This is a genomic window from Pseudomonas sp. PMCC200344 (assembly GCF_030053095.1).
GTDB classification, from domain to species: domain Bacteria; phylum Pseudomonadota; class Gammaproteobacteria; order Pseudomonadales; family Pseudomonadaceae; genus Aquipseudomonas; species Aquipseudomonas svalbardensis.
Genome location: NZ_CP125618.1, coordinates 5,630,254 through 5,644,690, shown reverse-complemented (window position 1 = coordinate 5,644,690; position 14,437 = coordinate 5,630,254). Strand labels below are relative to the sequence as shown.

Sequence of the window (14,437 nt, the reverse complement as noted above, 5' to 3'; positions counted from 1 at the left end):
CCGTTAGAAGGTCATCTGATTAGTTTTGCCCTTGGGCAGTTTCCATTAGCGATTTCGAGAGACGGATGAACATCACCACCTTTGCCAAACGCCTGTGCCTGCTAGTCCCGCTGCTCCTCTCGCCTGCCGCTTTCGCGGTCGAGATGATGCCGTCGCCACCGCAACTGGCCGCCAAAGCCTACGTACTCATGGATGCCAGCAGCGGCAACGTGCTGGTGGAGAACAACGGTGACCAGCGTCTGCCTCCGGCCAGCCTGACCAAGCTGATGACCGCGTATATCGCGACCCTGGAAATCCGTCGTGGCCAGATCGGTGAAAACGATCCGGTGACCGTCAGCGAGAACGCCTGGCGTACCGGCGGTTCGCGGATGTTCATCAAGGTCGGCTCGCAAGTCACTGTCAGCGACCTGCTGCACGGCATCATCATTCAGTCGGGTAACGACGCCAGCGTTGCGCTCTCTGAGCACATCGCCGGCAGCGAAGACGCCTTCGCTGACATGATGAACAAAACCGTGGCCGATCTGGGCATGACCAACAGCCACTTCATGAACCCGACCGGTCTGCCGAACCCTGAGCACTACTCGTCGGCTCACGACATGGCCGTGCTGGCTCGCGCGATCATCCACGAAGACCCGGCTCACTACGCGATCTACTCGCAGAAAGAGTTCTTCTGGAACGGCATCAAACAACCTAACCGTAACCTGCTGCTGTGGCGCGACAAGACGGTCGACGGCCTGAAAACCGGCCACACCGACGAAGCCGGCTATTGCATGGTGTCTTCGGCTGTACGTGATGGCATGCGCCTGATCGCCGTGGTGTTTGGCACCAACAGCGAAGTGGCTCGCGCTTCCGAAACCCAGAAGCTGCTGACCTACGGTTTCCGCTTCTTCGAAACCCAGACGTTCTATCAGAAAGGCGCCGAGCTGGCTCAGGCTCCTGTCTGGAAAGGCACCACCAATCAAGTCAAGGCCGGCCTGGCTCAAGACCTGACCATGACCCTGCCAAAAGGCCAGCTGAAAAAGCTCGCCGCCAGCATGACCATGAACCCGCAACTGATTGCGCCAATCGCCAAGGGCGACGTAATCGGTAAAGTCGAAGTGAAGCTGGACGACAAAGTCGTGCATAGCGCTGATCTGATCGCTCTGGACGCGGTCGACGAGGGTGGTATCTTCCGCCGCATGTGGGATAGCATCCGTCTATTCTTCTACGGCTTGTTCAACTGAATTAGTGTGGACCTGCATGGCCCTGTTCCAATCCGGAACGGGGCCATGTCCGTTGCCACGGCTTACGAGGCCGTTACGCCATGACAGACAACGAAGTAAAGGCGCCAAAAATCGAATTCCCCTGCGCGGATTACCCTATCAAGGTGATCGGCGACACTGGCGTGGGTTTCAAGGACAAGATCATCGCAATCCTTGAGAAACACGCGACCGTTGACCACAAGACCCTGGCCGAGCGCCAGAGTACCAACGGCAAGTACACGACTATCCAGATGCACATCATCGCCACCGGTCAAGAACAGCTGTACGACATCAACAGCGAGTTGCGGGCGACCGGTTTCGTGCACATGGTGCTGTGATGTCTGCCGCGGTGGGCTTTCGCGAGCTCGGCCAGATGGCTTACGAGCCGGTCTGGCATGCCATGCAACGCTTCACCAACGAACGCGGCAGCGATGCCGCGGACGAGATCTGGCTGGTCGAGCACCCACCGGTGTTCACCCAAGGGCAGGCCGGCAAGGCGGAGCACGTGTTACTCCCGGGAGATATTCCGGTAGTAAAGGTTGATCGCGGTGGTCAAGTGACTTATCACGGTCCCGGCCAGTTGGTGGCCTACCTGTTGCTCGACGTACGCAAGCTGGGTTTCGGCGTGCGTGACCTGGTCAGCCGCATGGAACAATGCCTGATCGAGTTGCTGGCCAGCTATGGCGTAACCGCAGTGGCCAAGCCGGACGCACCGGGTGTCTACGTCAATGGGGCAAAAATCGCTTCTCTGGGTCTGCGGATCCGCCACGGTTGCTCCTTTCATGGACTGGCCCTGAATGTGGACATGAACCTGGAACCGTTTCGACGAATTAATCCCTGCGGCTACGCCGGGCTGGCGATGACCCAGCTGAGCGAACACGCAGGATCGATTGAATTTGCCGAGGTAAGTGCCCGGCTGCGCGCGCAGCTCGTCAAACACCTCGACTATGCTGAGCAGACGACCCTAACGGGCGGAATCGACTGATATGACTACTGATGCAGTGCAAACCATGATCCCGACGCTGGATGTCACCGAGCGTCCGGCCCCGCGTGCCAAGGTTGAAGCCGGCGTCAAGCTGCGCGGCGCCGAGAAGGTTGCACGTATCCCGGTGAAGATCATTCCGACCACCGAACTGCCGAAGAAACCTGACTGGATTCGCGTGCGTATCCCGGTTTCCCCGGAAGTCGACCGCATCAAGGCCCTGTTGCGCAAACACAAGCTGCACAGCGTTTGCGAAGAAGCATCCTGCCCGAACCTGGGCGAATGCTTCTCCGGCGGCACCGCGACCTTCATGATCATGGGTGACATCTGCACCCGTCGCTGCCCGTTCTGCGACGTTGGCCACGGTCGTCCGAAGCCACTGGACACCAACGAGCCGGAAAGCCTGGCCATCGCCATCGCCGACCTGAAACTCAAGTACGTGGTGATCACCTCGGTTGACCGCGATGACCTGCGTGACGGCGGTGCCCAGCACTTTGCCGACTGCATCCGCGAGATCCGCAAACTGTCGCCGAATGTGCAGCTCGAAACCCTGGTTCCGGACTACCGTGGCCGCATGGACGTTGCGTTGGAAATCACCGCTGCCGAGCCGCCGGATGTGTTCAACCACAACCTGGAAACCGTGCCGCGCCTGTACAAGGCTGCGCGTCCGGGTTCGGATTACCAGTGGTCGCTGACCCTGCTGCAACGCTTCAAGCAGATGATGCCGCACATTCCGACCAAGTCCGGCCTGATGCTGGGTCTGGGCGAGACCGACGAAGAAGTCATCGAAGTCATGAAGCGTATGCGCGAACACGACATCGACATGCTGACCCTGGGCCAGTACCTGCAACCATCCCGCAGCCACTTGCCGGTGCAGCGTTTTGTGCATCCAGACGTGTTCGCCTGGTTCGCCGAGGAAGGTTATAAGATGGGCTTCAAGAACGTCGCTTCCGGCCCGCTGGTACGTTCCTCGTACCACGCCGATGAGCAGGCGAAACTGGTTAAAGCTGAGCTGATGTCGTCCTGATCAGCTGCCAGTAAAAAAGGCGCCCGCAACGTTTATCCGGCCTTGCGGGCATTTTTTTGCCTTGCCCTACGGGCATGACCGTCTTTTCCTGCAACCTGCGGGGCGACTGACCCTCTTCTGTTTGTCCCCGTTCCTGACTACTGTGTGCTTGACGCTTTCACGCAGGGAGATTCATGGATGACCGTTCGACCGACCCACACCCTTTGTCCTCACGCACCCGTTCCGGCCTTGCCGTCGCAAGGGCTGATTGGCGTCATCGCGCCCGCCGGTCCCGCAGCGCTGGACACCGATAAAGCCATCGCCTGGATGCGCGCTCGCGGATATTCACTGCGGGTTTTCTCTGGCGTGTACGAGAAAGATGATTACCTGGCCGGCAGTGATGATGTACGGCTCAATGACCTGCACGCAGCGTTCGCCGACAGTGAGGTCGACGCCATCATTTGCTTGCGTGGGGGTTACGGTACACCGCGGTTGCTGGATCGCATCGACTTTGAACTGCTGCGCAACCATGCCAAGCCGTTCATCGGCTACAGCGACATCACTGCGCTGCACTTGGCGATCAGCCGTTATGCGGGCTTCGTGACCTTTCATGGCCCGATGCTCAACGCCGACCTGCTGGGTGACAAGCAAAAACCTACCGAGTCTTCGTTCTTCAACATGCTCAGAGGACAGGTGAAGGCCGGTAGCGTGCTGGCGCACCCGGTGGCCTACCCGTTGACCACAATCGAGCCTGGTATCGCTCACGGGCGTTTGCTGGGGGGCAATCTGTCGCTGATCGCCGCGACCATGGGCACACCGTATGAGATGGATGCCGAGGGCGTCATCCTGTTCATCGAGGACATTAACGAGCCGCTGTATCGCATTGACCGGCTGCTGACTCATCTGCGTCTGGCGGGCACGTTGAACAAACTGCGCGGGGTTCTGGTGGGGGATGTGGCGGGGGTAGATGGGGGTGCGCTGGAGTGTTTGCTCAAGCAGACCTTTGAGCCGTTGCGCATCCCGGTGCTGGCCGGGTGGCGCAGCGGGCATTGCGATCCGAACCTGACGTTACCGATGGGCGCGCTGGTGAGGCTGGATGCGGGGAACAAGGAGTTGGTGTTGGAGCAGGATGTGGTGGTCAAGGCTTAGAGCTTGGTCGTCTGATAGTCAGTCTTCGCGAGCAGGCTCGCTCCCACACTGATCTGCGTCGAATACAAATGCTGTATTTACTGAAGATCAAATGTGGGAGCGAGCCTGCTCGCGAAGCTTTTTTAGCGGTTACGCAGGCCTTCGAGTAACTTGTGCGTCGGATACCCATCCGCCGGCCAGCCAAACGACTGCTGGGCGCTGCGGATCGCCTTGCGGGTGTTGGCGCCGATAATGCCGTCAGCATTGCCAGCGTCATAGTTCTGCGCGCTCAGCAAGCTTTGCAGTTCGATCCGCTCGGTACGGCTCAGCGGCAAATCATCTTTCGGCCATGTGCCGTTGATCAGGCCGGCGGCGTTGAAACGCTCCGACAACAGGCTAACGGCCAAGGCGTAAGACGACGAGTTGTTGTACTTGAGGATCGCGCGGAAGTTGTCGAGGACCAGGAACGCCGGGCCACGGTAACCGGCCGGCAGCAACAGGGCGGCTGACAGGTGTTCGGAGCCTGGCGGAACCAGGCCGCCATTGGGCAGGGTGACACCCAGTTGCAGCCATTCAGCGACGCTCTTGCGAATCGTGCCATCGGCCAGGGCGTAGTTGAAACTGCCCGGAAGCTGCACTTCAAAGCCCCACGGCTGGCCTTTTTGCCAGCCTGAGCTTTGCAGGTAGTGCGCCGTCGAGGCCAGCGCGTCGGCAGGGCTGCCCCAGATGTCGCGGCGACCATCGCCATCGAAGTCCACGGCGTGGGTGTTGTAGGTGGTTGGGATGAACTGGGTCTGGCCCATGGCGCCGGCCCAGGAACCAAGCATTTTCTCAGGCTCGATATCACCCTGTTGCAGGATCTGCAGGGCGGCGATCAGTTGCGCGTGGGCAAACCCGGGACGCCGACCTTCATAGGCCAAGGTCGCCAGGGAATTAATCACCGACTTGTTGCCCTGGAACTGCCCGAAGTTACTTTCCATGCCCCACACCGAGACCAGTACCTGACGATCGACGCCGTAGCGCTGTTCGATGCTTTGCAGGATGTCGGCGTACTGGCTGACCAGCGCCTGGCCTTTGTGTACCCGCAGCGGCGAAAGAGCGCCGTCGAGGTATTCCCACACCGGACGGGAGAATTCTGGCTGGCTGCGGTCGGCACGGATCACGCTGGTGTCGAGGCTGACATTGGCGAAGGCGCGGTCGAACAGGTCGGCGCGGATACCGGCGGCCAGAGCGTCCTTGCGGAAACCCGCCTGCCATTCGGCGAAGGTCTGGGTGGGCTGGATGTCGAGGTTTTCACCGGTCGGAACCACAGGCGGAATGATCGCAGGGGCTGTCGCGACGGGTAGGGTCTGAAGCGGCTTGGCGTCGGCTGCGGTGGGTTTTTCCGCGCAGGCAACAAGCAAAATGAGGCTGGAGGCAGCTATCAGTTGGCGCAGGGGCCAACGACGGGAAATACAAAGGGGCATGCACGGGTCCAGAGAGTACGAATCAGGTGCAGACCTTAACATGTTGAGCGAGCGCTTGCCTTTCAGGCCGCCAGAAAGTAAGAAGCCTCCCAGCTATTAGACTGGAAGGCTTCGCGGCGGTAGCTGCCTTTGCCCTTGCCGGCGGGTTCCTGACGGCTGCGGAACAGTGGCTGGGCGATGATGGATTTGGCCTTGTTGGGGCCACGCTTCGATGGCTTTTTGCTCATGATGATTTCTCGCAAGTGTGTGGGTTTTGCGGGGCAAATCATCGGCCGAAGTCGGTGATCTGTCTAGTCCCCACATTGCGTAGGACCTTTCTCCGATCGAACATAGCAGCTGGCGTGTTTACTCGGCAGGCAAGGTCAGGCGTTGGCCCGCCATCAACAACGACAATCGACTGAGGCTCATCCACGGCGAACCGGCGGCCTGGCCTTTGATCTGTGCATCGATGCGCTGAGCTTCCAGCAATAGCTGCGCCCAGCGTTGCGCCGAGTAGCGTTGCAGGGCTTTGCTCATCAGTGGTTTGCGTTTGTCCCAGACCGGCGGTCGGGCAGAGCTAAAGGCTTTGTCCAGTGGCACGCCCTGGCTGTATTGCAGTGACAGGTTGGCCAGCAGGCGCAGCTCCCGGGCCAGCGCCCAGAGAATCACGGGTGGTTCGACGCCTTCACCGCGCAGCCCTTCGAGCATGCGCAGGGCATGAGCCGCTTCGCCGTTGAGAATCGCATCGGTCAGGCCAAAGACATCGAAGCGCGCACTGTCAGCGACGGCCGCTTGCACAGTTTCGACGGTGATCTGACCACCTTCGGCCATCAGTTTGAGCTTTTCGATTTCCTGGGCTGCTGCCAGCAGGTTGCCCTCGACCCGTGCGGCGATCAGTTCGACAGCGTCCTGGCTGGCGGAAAGCCCGGCCTGGGACAACCGTTGACGGATCCAGCTAGGCAACTGGTTGGCCTCTATCGGCCAGATTTGCACGAACTGGGTCTGCTGACCTTCGACCAGCGCCTTGCCCCACTTGGTTTTCTGCGCACTGCCATCAAGTTTCGGCAGGCTGATCAGCAACACCGTGTCTTCGGCGGGCCGTGAACAGTACTCGATAAACGCGGCAGCGCCTTTGTCTCCGGGTTTGCCGGACGGCAGACGCAGTTCCAGCAGGCGCTTTTCGGCGAACAGAGACATGCTCGCGCCGGCTTGCAGCAACGTTCCCCAGTCGAAACTGGCGTCGGCGGCGAAGACCTGGCGCTCGTCGAATCCCTGTTGGCGGGCGGCGGCACGAATGGCGTCGGCGGCTTCCTGACACAGCAGTGGGTCATCGCCACTGATGATGTAGACCGGCGCGAGGGCACCTTGCAGGTGTTTGGCGAGTTGGGCGGGGGCGAGTTTCATAGAAGAGGGCGAACGGGGCGCCTGAGCGCCCCGTAAGTCTTACTGCTGCGGCAGTTCGATTGGCGACTGGCGCGGCGTTTGCGCTTCAGCCTTCTGCGCCGCTTCCAATGCATCGGCTTCAGCCTTGGCTTTGGCGTTGGCGGTCTGTTGCATCTGATCCAGCTGAGCCGGAGTGAGCTGTTGCAGGCGCAGCATCATCCGTTGAACCAGTTCACGACGGGTTTCCTTGCGGGCGTCGTTGCCTTCCTGGTCGGAGCCCACGAGGTTGCTGCCGTCGTGGATAAAGATTTTTTGCACTTCCAGTTTGTCGCTCAGCAGCGTCAAGTTGCTCTCACCACGGATGTCGTAGTTCAGCACTGTGCTCACCTGATACTCGCCAGTACGACCGGCACCTGCGTAGCTGAGGATGCGTTGGCTTTCCTGCTCATCGGTCAGTACCAGCTTGTAAGGTGCGCCGCTGTAGACCTTGACGCCGCTGCTTTCCAGCACCTGACGCAGTTGTGTCACGACTTCGCCGTAGGCGTTGCGGGCACTCAGGTCGAGTTCCTTGATCGCCAGTTCATTGGTGCCGGTGCCGCGCAGCTGGAAACCGCAGGCGCTCAACAGGACCGCAAGGCCCATCACCAGCAAATTGCGTTTGATCATCTTGTTGCTCCCCTTGAAACCATGTGGGCCGATCTTGCGGCCCGAAAGGTTTTACTCGGCGCCAGGCATGACCTGGCACCTGATCCAATTAGCTGGCGACGATATTGACCAGTTTCCCGGGCACTACGATCACTTTACGAATGGTCAGACCGTCGACAAAACGCAGCACGTTCTCGTTGGCCCGTGCGGCGGCTTCGACTTCTTCGCGGCTGGCGCTGGCGGGCATTTCGATGTGGCCGCGCAGCTTGCCGTTGACCTGGATGACCAGTTGCAGGCTGTCCTGCACCAACGCGCTTTCGTCCAGCACCGGCCAAGCGGCGTCGATCACCGGGGCAGCGTGACCCAGGCGATGCCACAGCTCGTGGCTGATGTGCGGAGTGATTGGTGCCAGCAGCAAGACTACGGTTTCCAGACCTTCGTGAATCAATGCGCGATCCTGCCCGGTGCTTTGCGGGGCTTTTTCCAGCACGTTCATCAGCGTCATCACCTGAGCGATGGCGGTGTTGAATTTGTGGTTCTGGCCGACGTCGTGGCTGGCCTGCTTGATGGCCTGGTGGATCGAACGGCGAATGACTTTCTGTTCGTCATTCAGGCTGGCGACGTCCAGTTTACCCGGCAGGCCCTGAGTGACGTGGGCTTGAGCCAGGCGCCAGACGCGCTTGAGGAAGCGGTGCGAACCTTCCACTCCGGAGTCGGACCATTCCGCGCTCATGTCGGGTGGCGAGGCGAACATCATGAACAGGCGGCAGGTGTCTGCGCCGAACTGGTCGATCATCGACTGTGGGTCAACGCCGTTGTTCTTCGACTTGGCCATCTTCTCGGTGCCACCGATTTCCACCGGCAGGCCGTCTGCGATCAGCTTGGCGCTTATGACTTTGGCTTTGCTGTCGCGTTCGAGTTCGACGTCCGCCGGGTTGAACCACGTGTAGGCACCGTTGGCTTCGCGACGATAGTAAGTCTCGGCGATCACCATGCCTTGGGTCAGCAGGTTCTTGAACGGCTCGTTGGAGCTCACTAGGCCTTCATCGCGCATCAGCTTGTGGAAGAAGCGCGCGTAGAGCAGGTGAAGAATCGCGTGTTCGATACCGCCGATGTACTGGTCCACCGGCAACCAATGGTCGGCCGCCGATTTTTCCACCAGACCGCCTTCATAGTGCGGCGAGGCGTAACGGGCGTAGTACCACGAGGACTCGACGAAGGTGTCCATGGTGTCGGTTTCACGCTTGGCCGGTGCGCCGCATTTCGGGCAGCTGCACTCGTAGAACTCGGGCATGCGCGCCAGTGGCGAACCCGCGCCGTCCGGTACGACGTCTTCCGGCAGCACGACTGGCAATTGATCTTCCGGGACCGGCACATCACCGCAGGTGTCGCAGTGGATGATCGGGATCGGGCAGCCCCAGTAGCGCTGGCGGCTGATGCCCCAGTCGCGCAGGCGGAACTGAGTGCGCGAGGCGCCAAGGTTCTTCTTGATCAGCGCGACTTCGATGGCGTCGAAGGCGCCTTCGAAGTCGAGGCCGTCGAACTCGCCGGAATTGATCAGCGTGCCGTGCTCGCCGTAGGCGTCTTGCCACGGGGATGGGTTAGTGCCGCCGGAGCTGGTACGCACTACCGATTTGATCGGCAGGTTGTACTGGGTGGCGAACTCGAAATCACGTTCGTCGTGCGCCGGGACGGCCATTACCGCGCCATCGCCGTAGTGCATCAGCACATAGTTGGCGACCCACACCGGGAGTTTCTCACCGGTCAGCGGGTGCTCGACGAACAGCGAGGTCGGCAGGCCTTTTTTCTCTTGAGTGGCGACGTCGGCTTCGGCGACGCTGCCGCCCTTGCATTCAGCGATGAACGCTTGCAGCTCTGGGTTGTTCTGCGCGGCCAGGGTCGCCAAATGGTGTTCGGCGGCTACGGCAACGTAGGTCGCGCCCATCAAGGTGTCCGGACGGGTGGTGAAGACTTTCAGAACACCGGCTTCGCCGATGGAATCGACGTTGTACGGGAACTGCACTTCCATGCCACGGGACTTGCCGATCCAGTTGCGCTGCATGGTCTTGACCTGTTCAGGCCAGCCAGTCAGTTCGTCGAGGCTCTCCAGCAGCTCATCCGCGTAGGCGGTGATCTTGAAGTAGTACATCGGAATTTCGCGCTTTTCGATCAGCGCGCCAGAACGCCAGCCGCGACCGTCGATCACCTGTTCGTTGGCCAGAACGGTCTGATCGACCGGGTCCCAGTTCACGGTGCCGCTTTTTTTGTAAATCACGCCTTTTTCGAACAGGCGAGTGAACAGCCATTGTTCCCAGCGGTAGTAATCAGGCTTGCAGGTGGTGACTTCGCGGGACCAGTCCACCGCCAGGCCCAGGCTGCGCAGCTGGGTTTTCATGTAGGCGATGTTTTCGTAGGTCCACTTGGCGGGCGCTACGTTGTTCTTCATCGCGGCGTTTTCCGCCGGCATGCCGAAGGCGTCCCAACCCATGGGTTGCAGGACGTTCTTGCCTTGCATGCGCTGGTAGCGGGAGATCACGTCGCCGATGGTGTAGTTGCGCACATGCCCCATGTGTAGCTTGCCGCTGGGGTAAGGGAACATCGACAGGCAGTAGAAAGTCTCTTTGCCTGGCTGTTCACTGACTTCAAAGGACTTTTGCTCGTCCCAGAACGACTGGGCGGCGGCTTCGATTTCACGGGGCTGATATTGTTCGTGCATGGCTACTTTTGAACTGAATAGGGGTGGCCTAATCCTCTTCAATGCAACGCCGGACGGTGATCACGCCAAATCGGCGTTTCGGTGTCCAGGCGAGCTGGAAGTGGAGTTACAGGAAGCGCCGTAGCATACATGACCGCGCTCCACCGAGGGAAACCCTGATTACTGCTGCGGGTCGCCCAAAACCCGCTGCGAGGGCCGTTGGTCGCAGCGCTCAGCCGGTTTGTTCATGGAAGCTAAGCTCTAAATGGGGAGTGAGTCTTATCTTCAATGAGGTGAGGGATGGTTGAGTCACGGCAAAAAGTTACGAAACCGGAGCTGTACGAAAGACTGATCGATCGTCTGGGAATCGCCCTGGACGCGGCAAAAACCGCTGGCCGGTTACGCGATGAGCGTCCGCTGGAACTGGAATTGCGTGGCTTGAGCCCCGCAGAGTTTGCACTGGTCAAGGCGTATCTCGATCGCAGTGAACGTGAGACACACGGATGCTTGTCAGAAGCAGTGAAGCAACTCGACGCACCACGTTCGGCCAAGATCATCTGGCTCAAGGACAAGGTTCCCGGCAGGGACGCGGTAAAGGTCCGGTCTTTGCAATTCAAGTAAGGACACTGGAAGCAATGTCTGATGTATTTGTGAAGCATAGTCCTTCCGTATTTGTTGTCGCATTGCGTCAACCCACTTAGGCTTCGGGCATCTTTTTGGAGATGCTCGATGCCTTTTCGATATTTCGTTAAACAACTCCTGTTGCCGCCCGGCATTCTTTTGCTGCTGTTGGTGCTTGCCTGGTGGTTGCGTCGCTCAAGACCGCGCCTTGCCGGGTTGTGCTTTGCGTTGGGCGTGGGTGGCTTCTGGCTGATGAGCCTGCCGGTGGTGGTGCAGTGGGGCGCCAAGGCGCTGGAGCGTGAAGCGCCGCTGGCTCGCGATGAATGGGCAACGCTGAGTCAGCGCGCCGATGCAATCGTGGTGCTCGGTTCGGGGCGTGAGCGGGGCGATCTTGCATGGGGCGCTGATCAGCCAACGGGCGTGGGCCTGGAACGCGAGCGCTATGCGGCGCGGCTGGCCAAGGCCTCCGGTTTGCCGATTCTGACCAGCGGAGGCCTGCATTACGGCACCCCGCCAACCGAAGCGAAATTGATGGCTGACTCGTTGCGCGATGATTTCGGCGTGACCGTGCGTTGGCAGGAAGGGCGCAGCCGCACGACCTGGGAAAACGCGCAGTTCAGCGCCGAGGTGTTGTTGCCGGAAGGGAACAAGCGCGTGGTCGTCGTGACTCAGGCCTGGCACATGCCGCGAGCGGTCTGGAGTTTCAACAAGGCAGGATTTGAAGTGGTGCCGGCGCCGGTGGGGTTTTTAGGCGTGGACAACGCCCGGCCACTGGGCGGCTGGATGCCGGAATTCAAGTCGATCTGGCAAAGCGGGCAGTTGTTGAATGAGGCGGTGGGGCAGATCGGGTATTCACTGTTTTACCGATGACCTGTGGCGAGGGGATAAATCCCCTCGCCACAAAAGCTGACTTAAACAGTCTTGGCCATCCGGTTCGCAACCAGCGCCCAGCCAAACAACAGCACGCAAACAATGATCAGCGGCCACGAACGCCATTCAAGATAAGGCGTCAGGTTGTGCATGGGCACCACTTCACCGTACAGAATGCCGCGTTCGAACTGCGGGATCTGCACGGTGATCTGGCCGAACGGGTTGATCAAACCGGTCACGCCGTTGTTGGTGGCGCGGATCATCCAGCGACCGGCCTCAAGCGCGCGCATCTGCGCCATCTGCAAGTGTTGCAGCGGGCCGATGGAGGTGCCGAACCAGGTGTCATTGCTGATGGTCAGCAGCAAATCGCTACGCGCCGCGAGGCTGGCGGCGAATTCCGGGTAAACCACTTCGTAGCAGATGAATGGCGCAATCTGATAGCCCTTGGCTTGCAGCATCGGCTGATCGGCAGGGCCACGGGCAAAGTCCGACATCGGCAGGTCGAAGAAAGCGATCAGCCCCCGTAACACTTCCTGCAACGGAACGTACTCGCCAAACGGCACAAGTTTCTGCTTGAGGTAAGTGCCATCGCCTTCACCCGCCACGGTAATACCGTTGAAGAAGCGCTTCTCGTGATGGACTTCCTGGCGGATCGGTACGCCGGTAATCAGCGCGGACTTACGCTCTGCGGCGAAGTTTCCCATCATGTTCAGGTAGCCCTCGGCGGACTCCTTGAGCACCGGAATGGCCGTTTCCGGCCAGATCAGCAAGTCGACCGGTTTCGAGCTGAAACTCATGTCGCGGTACAGCGCCAACTGCGCGTTGAGCTGCGTCGGGTCCCACTTCATGCTCTGTTCGATGTTGCCCTGAATCGCCGCGACACTCAGCGGAGCTCCCGCCGGGGTTGTCCAGGCGTGTTCCTTGAGCGCCATGCCGGCCACCCAAGGGCCGACCAGCAGCAACACACCCGCGGCGATGAAACCTTTGCGGCCGGCGCGCACCAGACGCAAAGCGTTACAGATCAGCGCGGCCGTCAGGGCCAGAGTGAAGGAAATCAGCCACATCCCGCCGAGTGGCGCGAGCCCGGCCAGCGGGCCGTCGAGCTGGCTGTAGCCGGAATAAAGCCAGGGAAAACCGGTCAGGAACCAGCCGCGAAAGGCTTCCTGGCCGACCCACAACGCCGCAAACGCCAGGGCGTCGGCCAGCGGCGCCTCGTTACGGCGCAGCCAGCGCGTCCAGATCCAGGCGGGCAGGGCGAAGAACCAGGCAATCGCCGCCGTGAAGATCAGCATCAGGAAACCAGCCAGCAACACCGAAGCGCCGCCGAAGTGGTGAATGCTGTAGTAGATCCAACTGGTGCCAGCGCCAAACAGGCCGAAACCGAAACACCAGCCACGGCCCAAGGCCTGACGTGGGTTCAGTTCACGCAAGCCGGCATAGAAGAAACCGACCGCCAGCAACGCCAACGGCCAGATATCGAACGGCGCCAGGGCCAGGGTGGTGATTGCACCGGCCACCACGGCCAGCAGGTTACCGGGCCAGCCGGGGCGGGTCAGACGATGCATTTCAATCCTTAGAATTACCGGGCGATAGGTGTCAGGCGCAGCAGGTGAATCCGACGGCTGTCGGCGTTCAGGATGCGGAAGCGATAAGGGCCGATTTCAGTGATTTCGTTGCGTTTTGGCAGGTGCCCGAACGCGCTCATCACCAGACCGCCGACGGTGTCGAATTCGTCATCGGAGAATTGGCTGTCGAAGAACTCGTTGAAGTTCTCGATCGGCGTCAGGGCCTTGATCAGGAAATCACCGCTGGGCAGCGGCTTGATGTAGCTGTCTTCTTCGACGTCATGCTCGTCTTCGATGTCGCCGACGATTTGTTCCAGCACGTCTTCGATGGTCACCAGACCCGCCACACCGCCGTATTCGTCAATGACGATGGCCATGTGATTGTGGTTGGCGCGGAACTCGCGCAGCAGCACATTCAGACGCTTGGACTCGGGCACGAAGGTGGCCGGACGCAGCAGGTCCTTGATGTTGAAGCTGTCGCCATTCTCCTTGAGGATCAACGGCAGCAAGTCCTTGGCCAGCAACACGCCCATCACGTCGTCGTGGCTTTCGCCGATCACCGGGTAGCGGGAGTGGGCCGAGTCGACCACGGCAGGCAGGAACTCGCGGGGTGTCTGGGTCGCCTTGATGCTGATCATCTGCGAGCGCGGGACCATGATGTCCCGTACTTGCAGGTCAGCAACCTGGATGGCGCCTTCTACGATGGCCAGCGCTTCGCTGTCCAACAACTTGTTTTGGTGTGCATCGCGCAGCAGCTCCAGCAGCTCCTGGCGGTTCTTCGGCTCGTGGGCAAAAGCCTGGGTGAGCTTACCCAGCCATGACTTTTGCCCGTTGCTCGATCGATCTTCGCTCATAG

General features: G+C 60.2%; 14 protein-coding genes. 7 read left to right on the top strand and 7 right to left on the bottom strand.

Going from position 1 to position 14,437, the window contains the following annotated elements:
• Positions 1–65 precede the first annotated feature (65 nt).
• The 5 genes from QFW87_RS25875 (at position 66) to QFW87_RS25855 (ending at position 4,378) form a co-directional block, all read left to right on the top strand.
• On the top strand, positions 66–1,223 hold the full coding sequence (locus QFW87_RS25875) for a D-alanyl-D-alanine carboxypeptidase family protein (protein WP_283181799.1): 1,158 nt from the start codon (positions 66–68) through the stop codon (positions 1,221–1,223).
• 80 nt (positions 1,224–1,303) lie between these two features.
• The gene (locus QFW87_RS25870; RefSeq protein ID WP_283189195.1) at positions 1,304–1,579 is read left to right on the top strand and encodes a DUF493 domain-containing protein; all 276 of its coding nucleotides are present in this window, start codon (positions 1,304–1,306) and stop codon (positions 1,577–1,579) included.
• Entirely contained in the window at positions 1,579–2,226 is a 648-nt protein-coding gene (gene lipB / locus QFW87_RS25865; protein WP_283189194.1) for a lipoyl(octanoyl) transferase LipB, read from the top strand. The genes QFW87_RS25870 and lipB overlap by 1 nt, the downstream gene beginning before the upstream one ends.
• Positions 2,227–2,251: 25 nt before the next feature.
• A complete protein-coding gene (lipA, locus tag QFW87_RS25860; RefSeq protein WP_162247454.1) occupies positions 2,252–3,250 on the top strand; it encodes a lipoyl synthase in 999 nt (332 codons plus the stop codon).
• Positions 3,251–3,427: 177 nt separating this feature from the next.
• Entirely contained in the window at positions 3,428–4,378 is a 951-nt protein-coding gene (locus QFW87_RS25855; RefSeq protein WP_283189193.1) for an LD-carboxypeptidase, read from the top strand.
• Positions 4,379–4,500: 122 nt separating this feature from the next.
• Here the strand turns inward: QFW87_RS25855 and QFW87_RS25850 are convergent, their stop codons facing one another.
• The 5 genes from QFW87_RS25850 to leuS form a co-directional block, all read right to left on the bottom strand.
• Positions 4,501–5,823, bottom strand: coding sequence for a lytic murein transglycosylase (locus QFW87_RS25850; RefSeq protein ID WP_283189192.1), 1,323 nt, complete (start codon positions 5,821–5,823; stop codon positions 4,501–4,503).
• Between the two features lie 62 nt (positions 5,824–5,885).
• A complete protein-coding gene (gene arfA, locus QFW87_RS25845; RefSeq protein ID WP_283189191.1) occupies positions 5,886–6,050 on the bottom strand; it encodes an alternative ribosome rescue factor ArfA in 165 nt (54 codons plus the stop codon).
• A gap of 118 nt (positions 6,051–6,168) precedes the next feature.
• A complete protein-coding gene (gene holA / locus QFW87_RS25840) occupies positions 6,169–7,206 on the bottom strand; it encodes a DNA polymerase III subunit delta (RefSeq protein ID WP_046055544.1) in 1,038 nt (345 codons plus the stop codon).
• Positions 7,207–7,245: 39 nt separating this feature from the next.
• Positions 7,246–7,851: an LPS assembly lipoprotein LptE gene (gene lptE, locus QFW87_RS25835; RefSeq protein ID WP_283181795.1), complete on the bottom strand. Its 606-nt coding sequence runs from the start codon at positions 7,849–7,851 to the stop codon at positions 7,246–7,248.
• 88 nt (positions 7,852–7,939) lie between these two features.
• Complete coding sequence (gene leuS, locus QFW87_RS25830) at positions 7,940–10,546, bottom strand: leucine--tRNA ligase (RefSeq protein ID WP_283189190.1); 2,607 nt, start codon at positions 10,544–10,546, stop codon at positions 7,940–7,942.
• 279 nt (positions 10,547–10,825) lie between these two features.
• On the opposite strand from leuS, the gene QFW87_RS25825 reads away from it, so the two are divergent.
• Positions 10,826–11,146, top strand: a complete 321-nt coding sequence (locus QFW87_RS25825) for a hypothetical protein (RefSeq protein ID WP_008152848.1) — start codon at positions 10,826–10,828, stop codon at positions 11,144–11,146.
• A gap of 108 nt (positions 11,147–11,254) precedes the next feature.
• Positions 11,255–12,016 (top strand): YdcF family protein, encoded by a 762-nt coding sequence (locus QFW87_RS25820; RefSeq protein WP_283181793.1) that lies wholly within the window; start codon positions 11,255–11,257, stop codon positions 12,014–12,016.
• Positions 12,017–12,057: 41 nt separating this feature from the next.
• Here the strand turns inward: QFW87_RS25820 and lnt are convergent, their stop codons facing one another.
• Both lnt and QFW87_RS25810 read right to left on the bottom strand, forming a co-directional pair.
• A complete protein-coding gene (gene lnt, locus QFW87_RS25815; protein ID WP_283189189.1) occupies positions 12,058–13,581 on the bottom strand; it encodes an apolipoprotein N-acyltransferase in 1,524 nt (507 codons plus the stop codon).
• 14 nt (positions 13,582–13,595) lie between these two features.
• Positions 13,596–14,435 carry an HlyC/CorC family transporter gene (locus tag QFW87_RS25810; protein ID WP_008152854.1) on the bottom strand — a complete coding sequence of 280 codons (840 nt, stop codon included), beginning with the start codon at positions 14,433–14,435 and terminating at the stop codon, positions 13,596–13,598.
• Positions 14,436–14,437 lie beyond the last annotated feature (2 nt).

Coding starts and splice junctions, on each gene's coding strand:
- QFW87_RS25875 (WP_283181799.1), top strand. CDS start 66: ATGAACATCACCACCTTTGCCAAACGCCTGTGCCTGCTAGTCCCGCTG.
- QFW87_RS25870 (WP_283189195.1), top strand. CDS start 1,304: ATGACAGACAACGAAGTAAAGGCGCCAAAAATCGAATTCCCCTGCGCG.
- lipB (WP_283189194.1), top strand. CDS start 1,579: ATGTCTGCCGCGGTGGGCTTTCGCGAGCTCGGCCAGATGGCTTACGAG.
- lipA (WP_162247454.1), top strand. CDS start 2,252: ATGATCCCGACGCTGGATGTCACCGAGCGTCCGGCCCCGCGTGCCAAG.
- QFW87_RS25855 (WP_283189193.1), top strand. CDS start 3,428: ATGACCGTTCGACCGACCCACACCCTTTGTCCTCACGCACCCGTTCCG.
- QFW87_RS25850 (WP_283189192.1), bottom strand. CDS start 5,823: ATGCCCCTTTGTATTTCCCGTCGTTGGCCCCTGCGCCAACTGATAGCT.
- arfA (WP_283189191.1), bottom strand. CDS start 6,050: ATGAGCAAAAAGCCATCGAAGCGTGGCCCCAACAAGGCCAAATCCATC.
- holA (WP_046055544.1), bottom strand. CDS start 7,206: ATGAAACTCGCCCCCGCCCAACTCGCCAAACACCTGCAAGGTGCCCTC.
- lptE (WP_283181795.1), bottom strand. CDS start 7,851: ATGATCAAACGCAATTTGCTGGTGATGGGCCTTGCGGTCCTGTTGAGC.
- leuS (WP_283189190.1), bottom strand. CDS start 10,546: ATGCACGAACAATATCAGCCCCGTGAAATCGAAGCCGCCGCCCAGTCG.
- QFW87_RS25825 (WP_008152848.1), top strand. CDS start 10,826: ATGGTTGAGTCACGGCAAAAAGTTACGAAACCGGAGCTGTACGAAAGA.
- QFW87_RS25820 (WP_283181793.1), top strand. CDS start 11,255: ATGCCTTTTCGATATTTCGTTAAACAACTCCTGTTGCCGCCCGGCATT.
- lnt (WP_283189189.1), bottom strand. CDS start 13,581: ATGCATCGTCTGACCCGCCCCGGCTGGCCCGGTAACCTGCTGGCCGTG.
- QFW87_RS25810 (WP_008152854.1), bottom strand. CDS start 14,435: ATGAGCGAAGATCGATCGAGCAACGGGCAAAAGTCATGGCTGGGTAAG.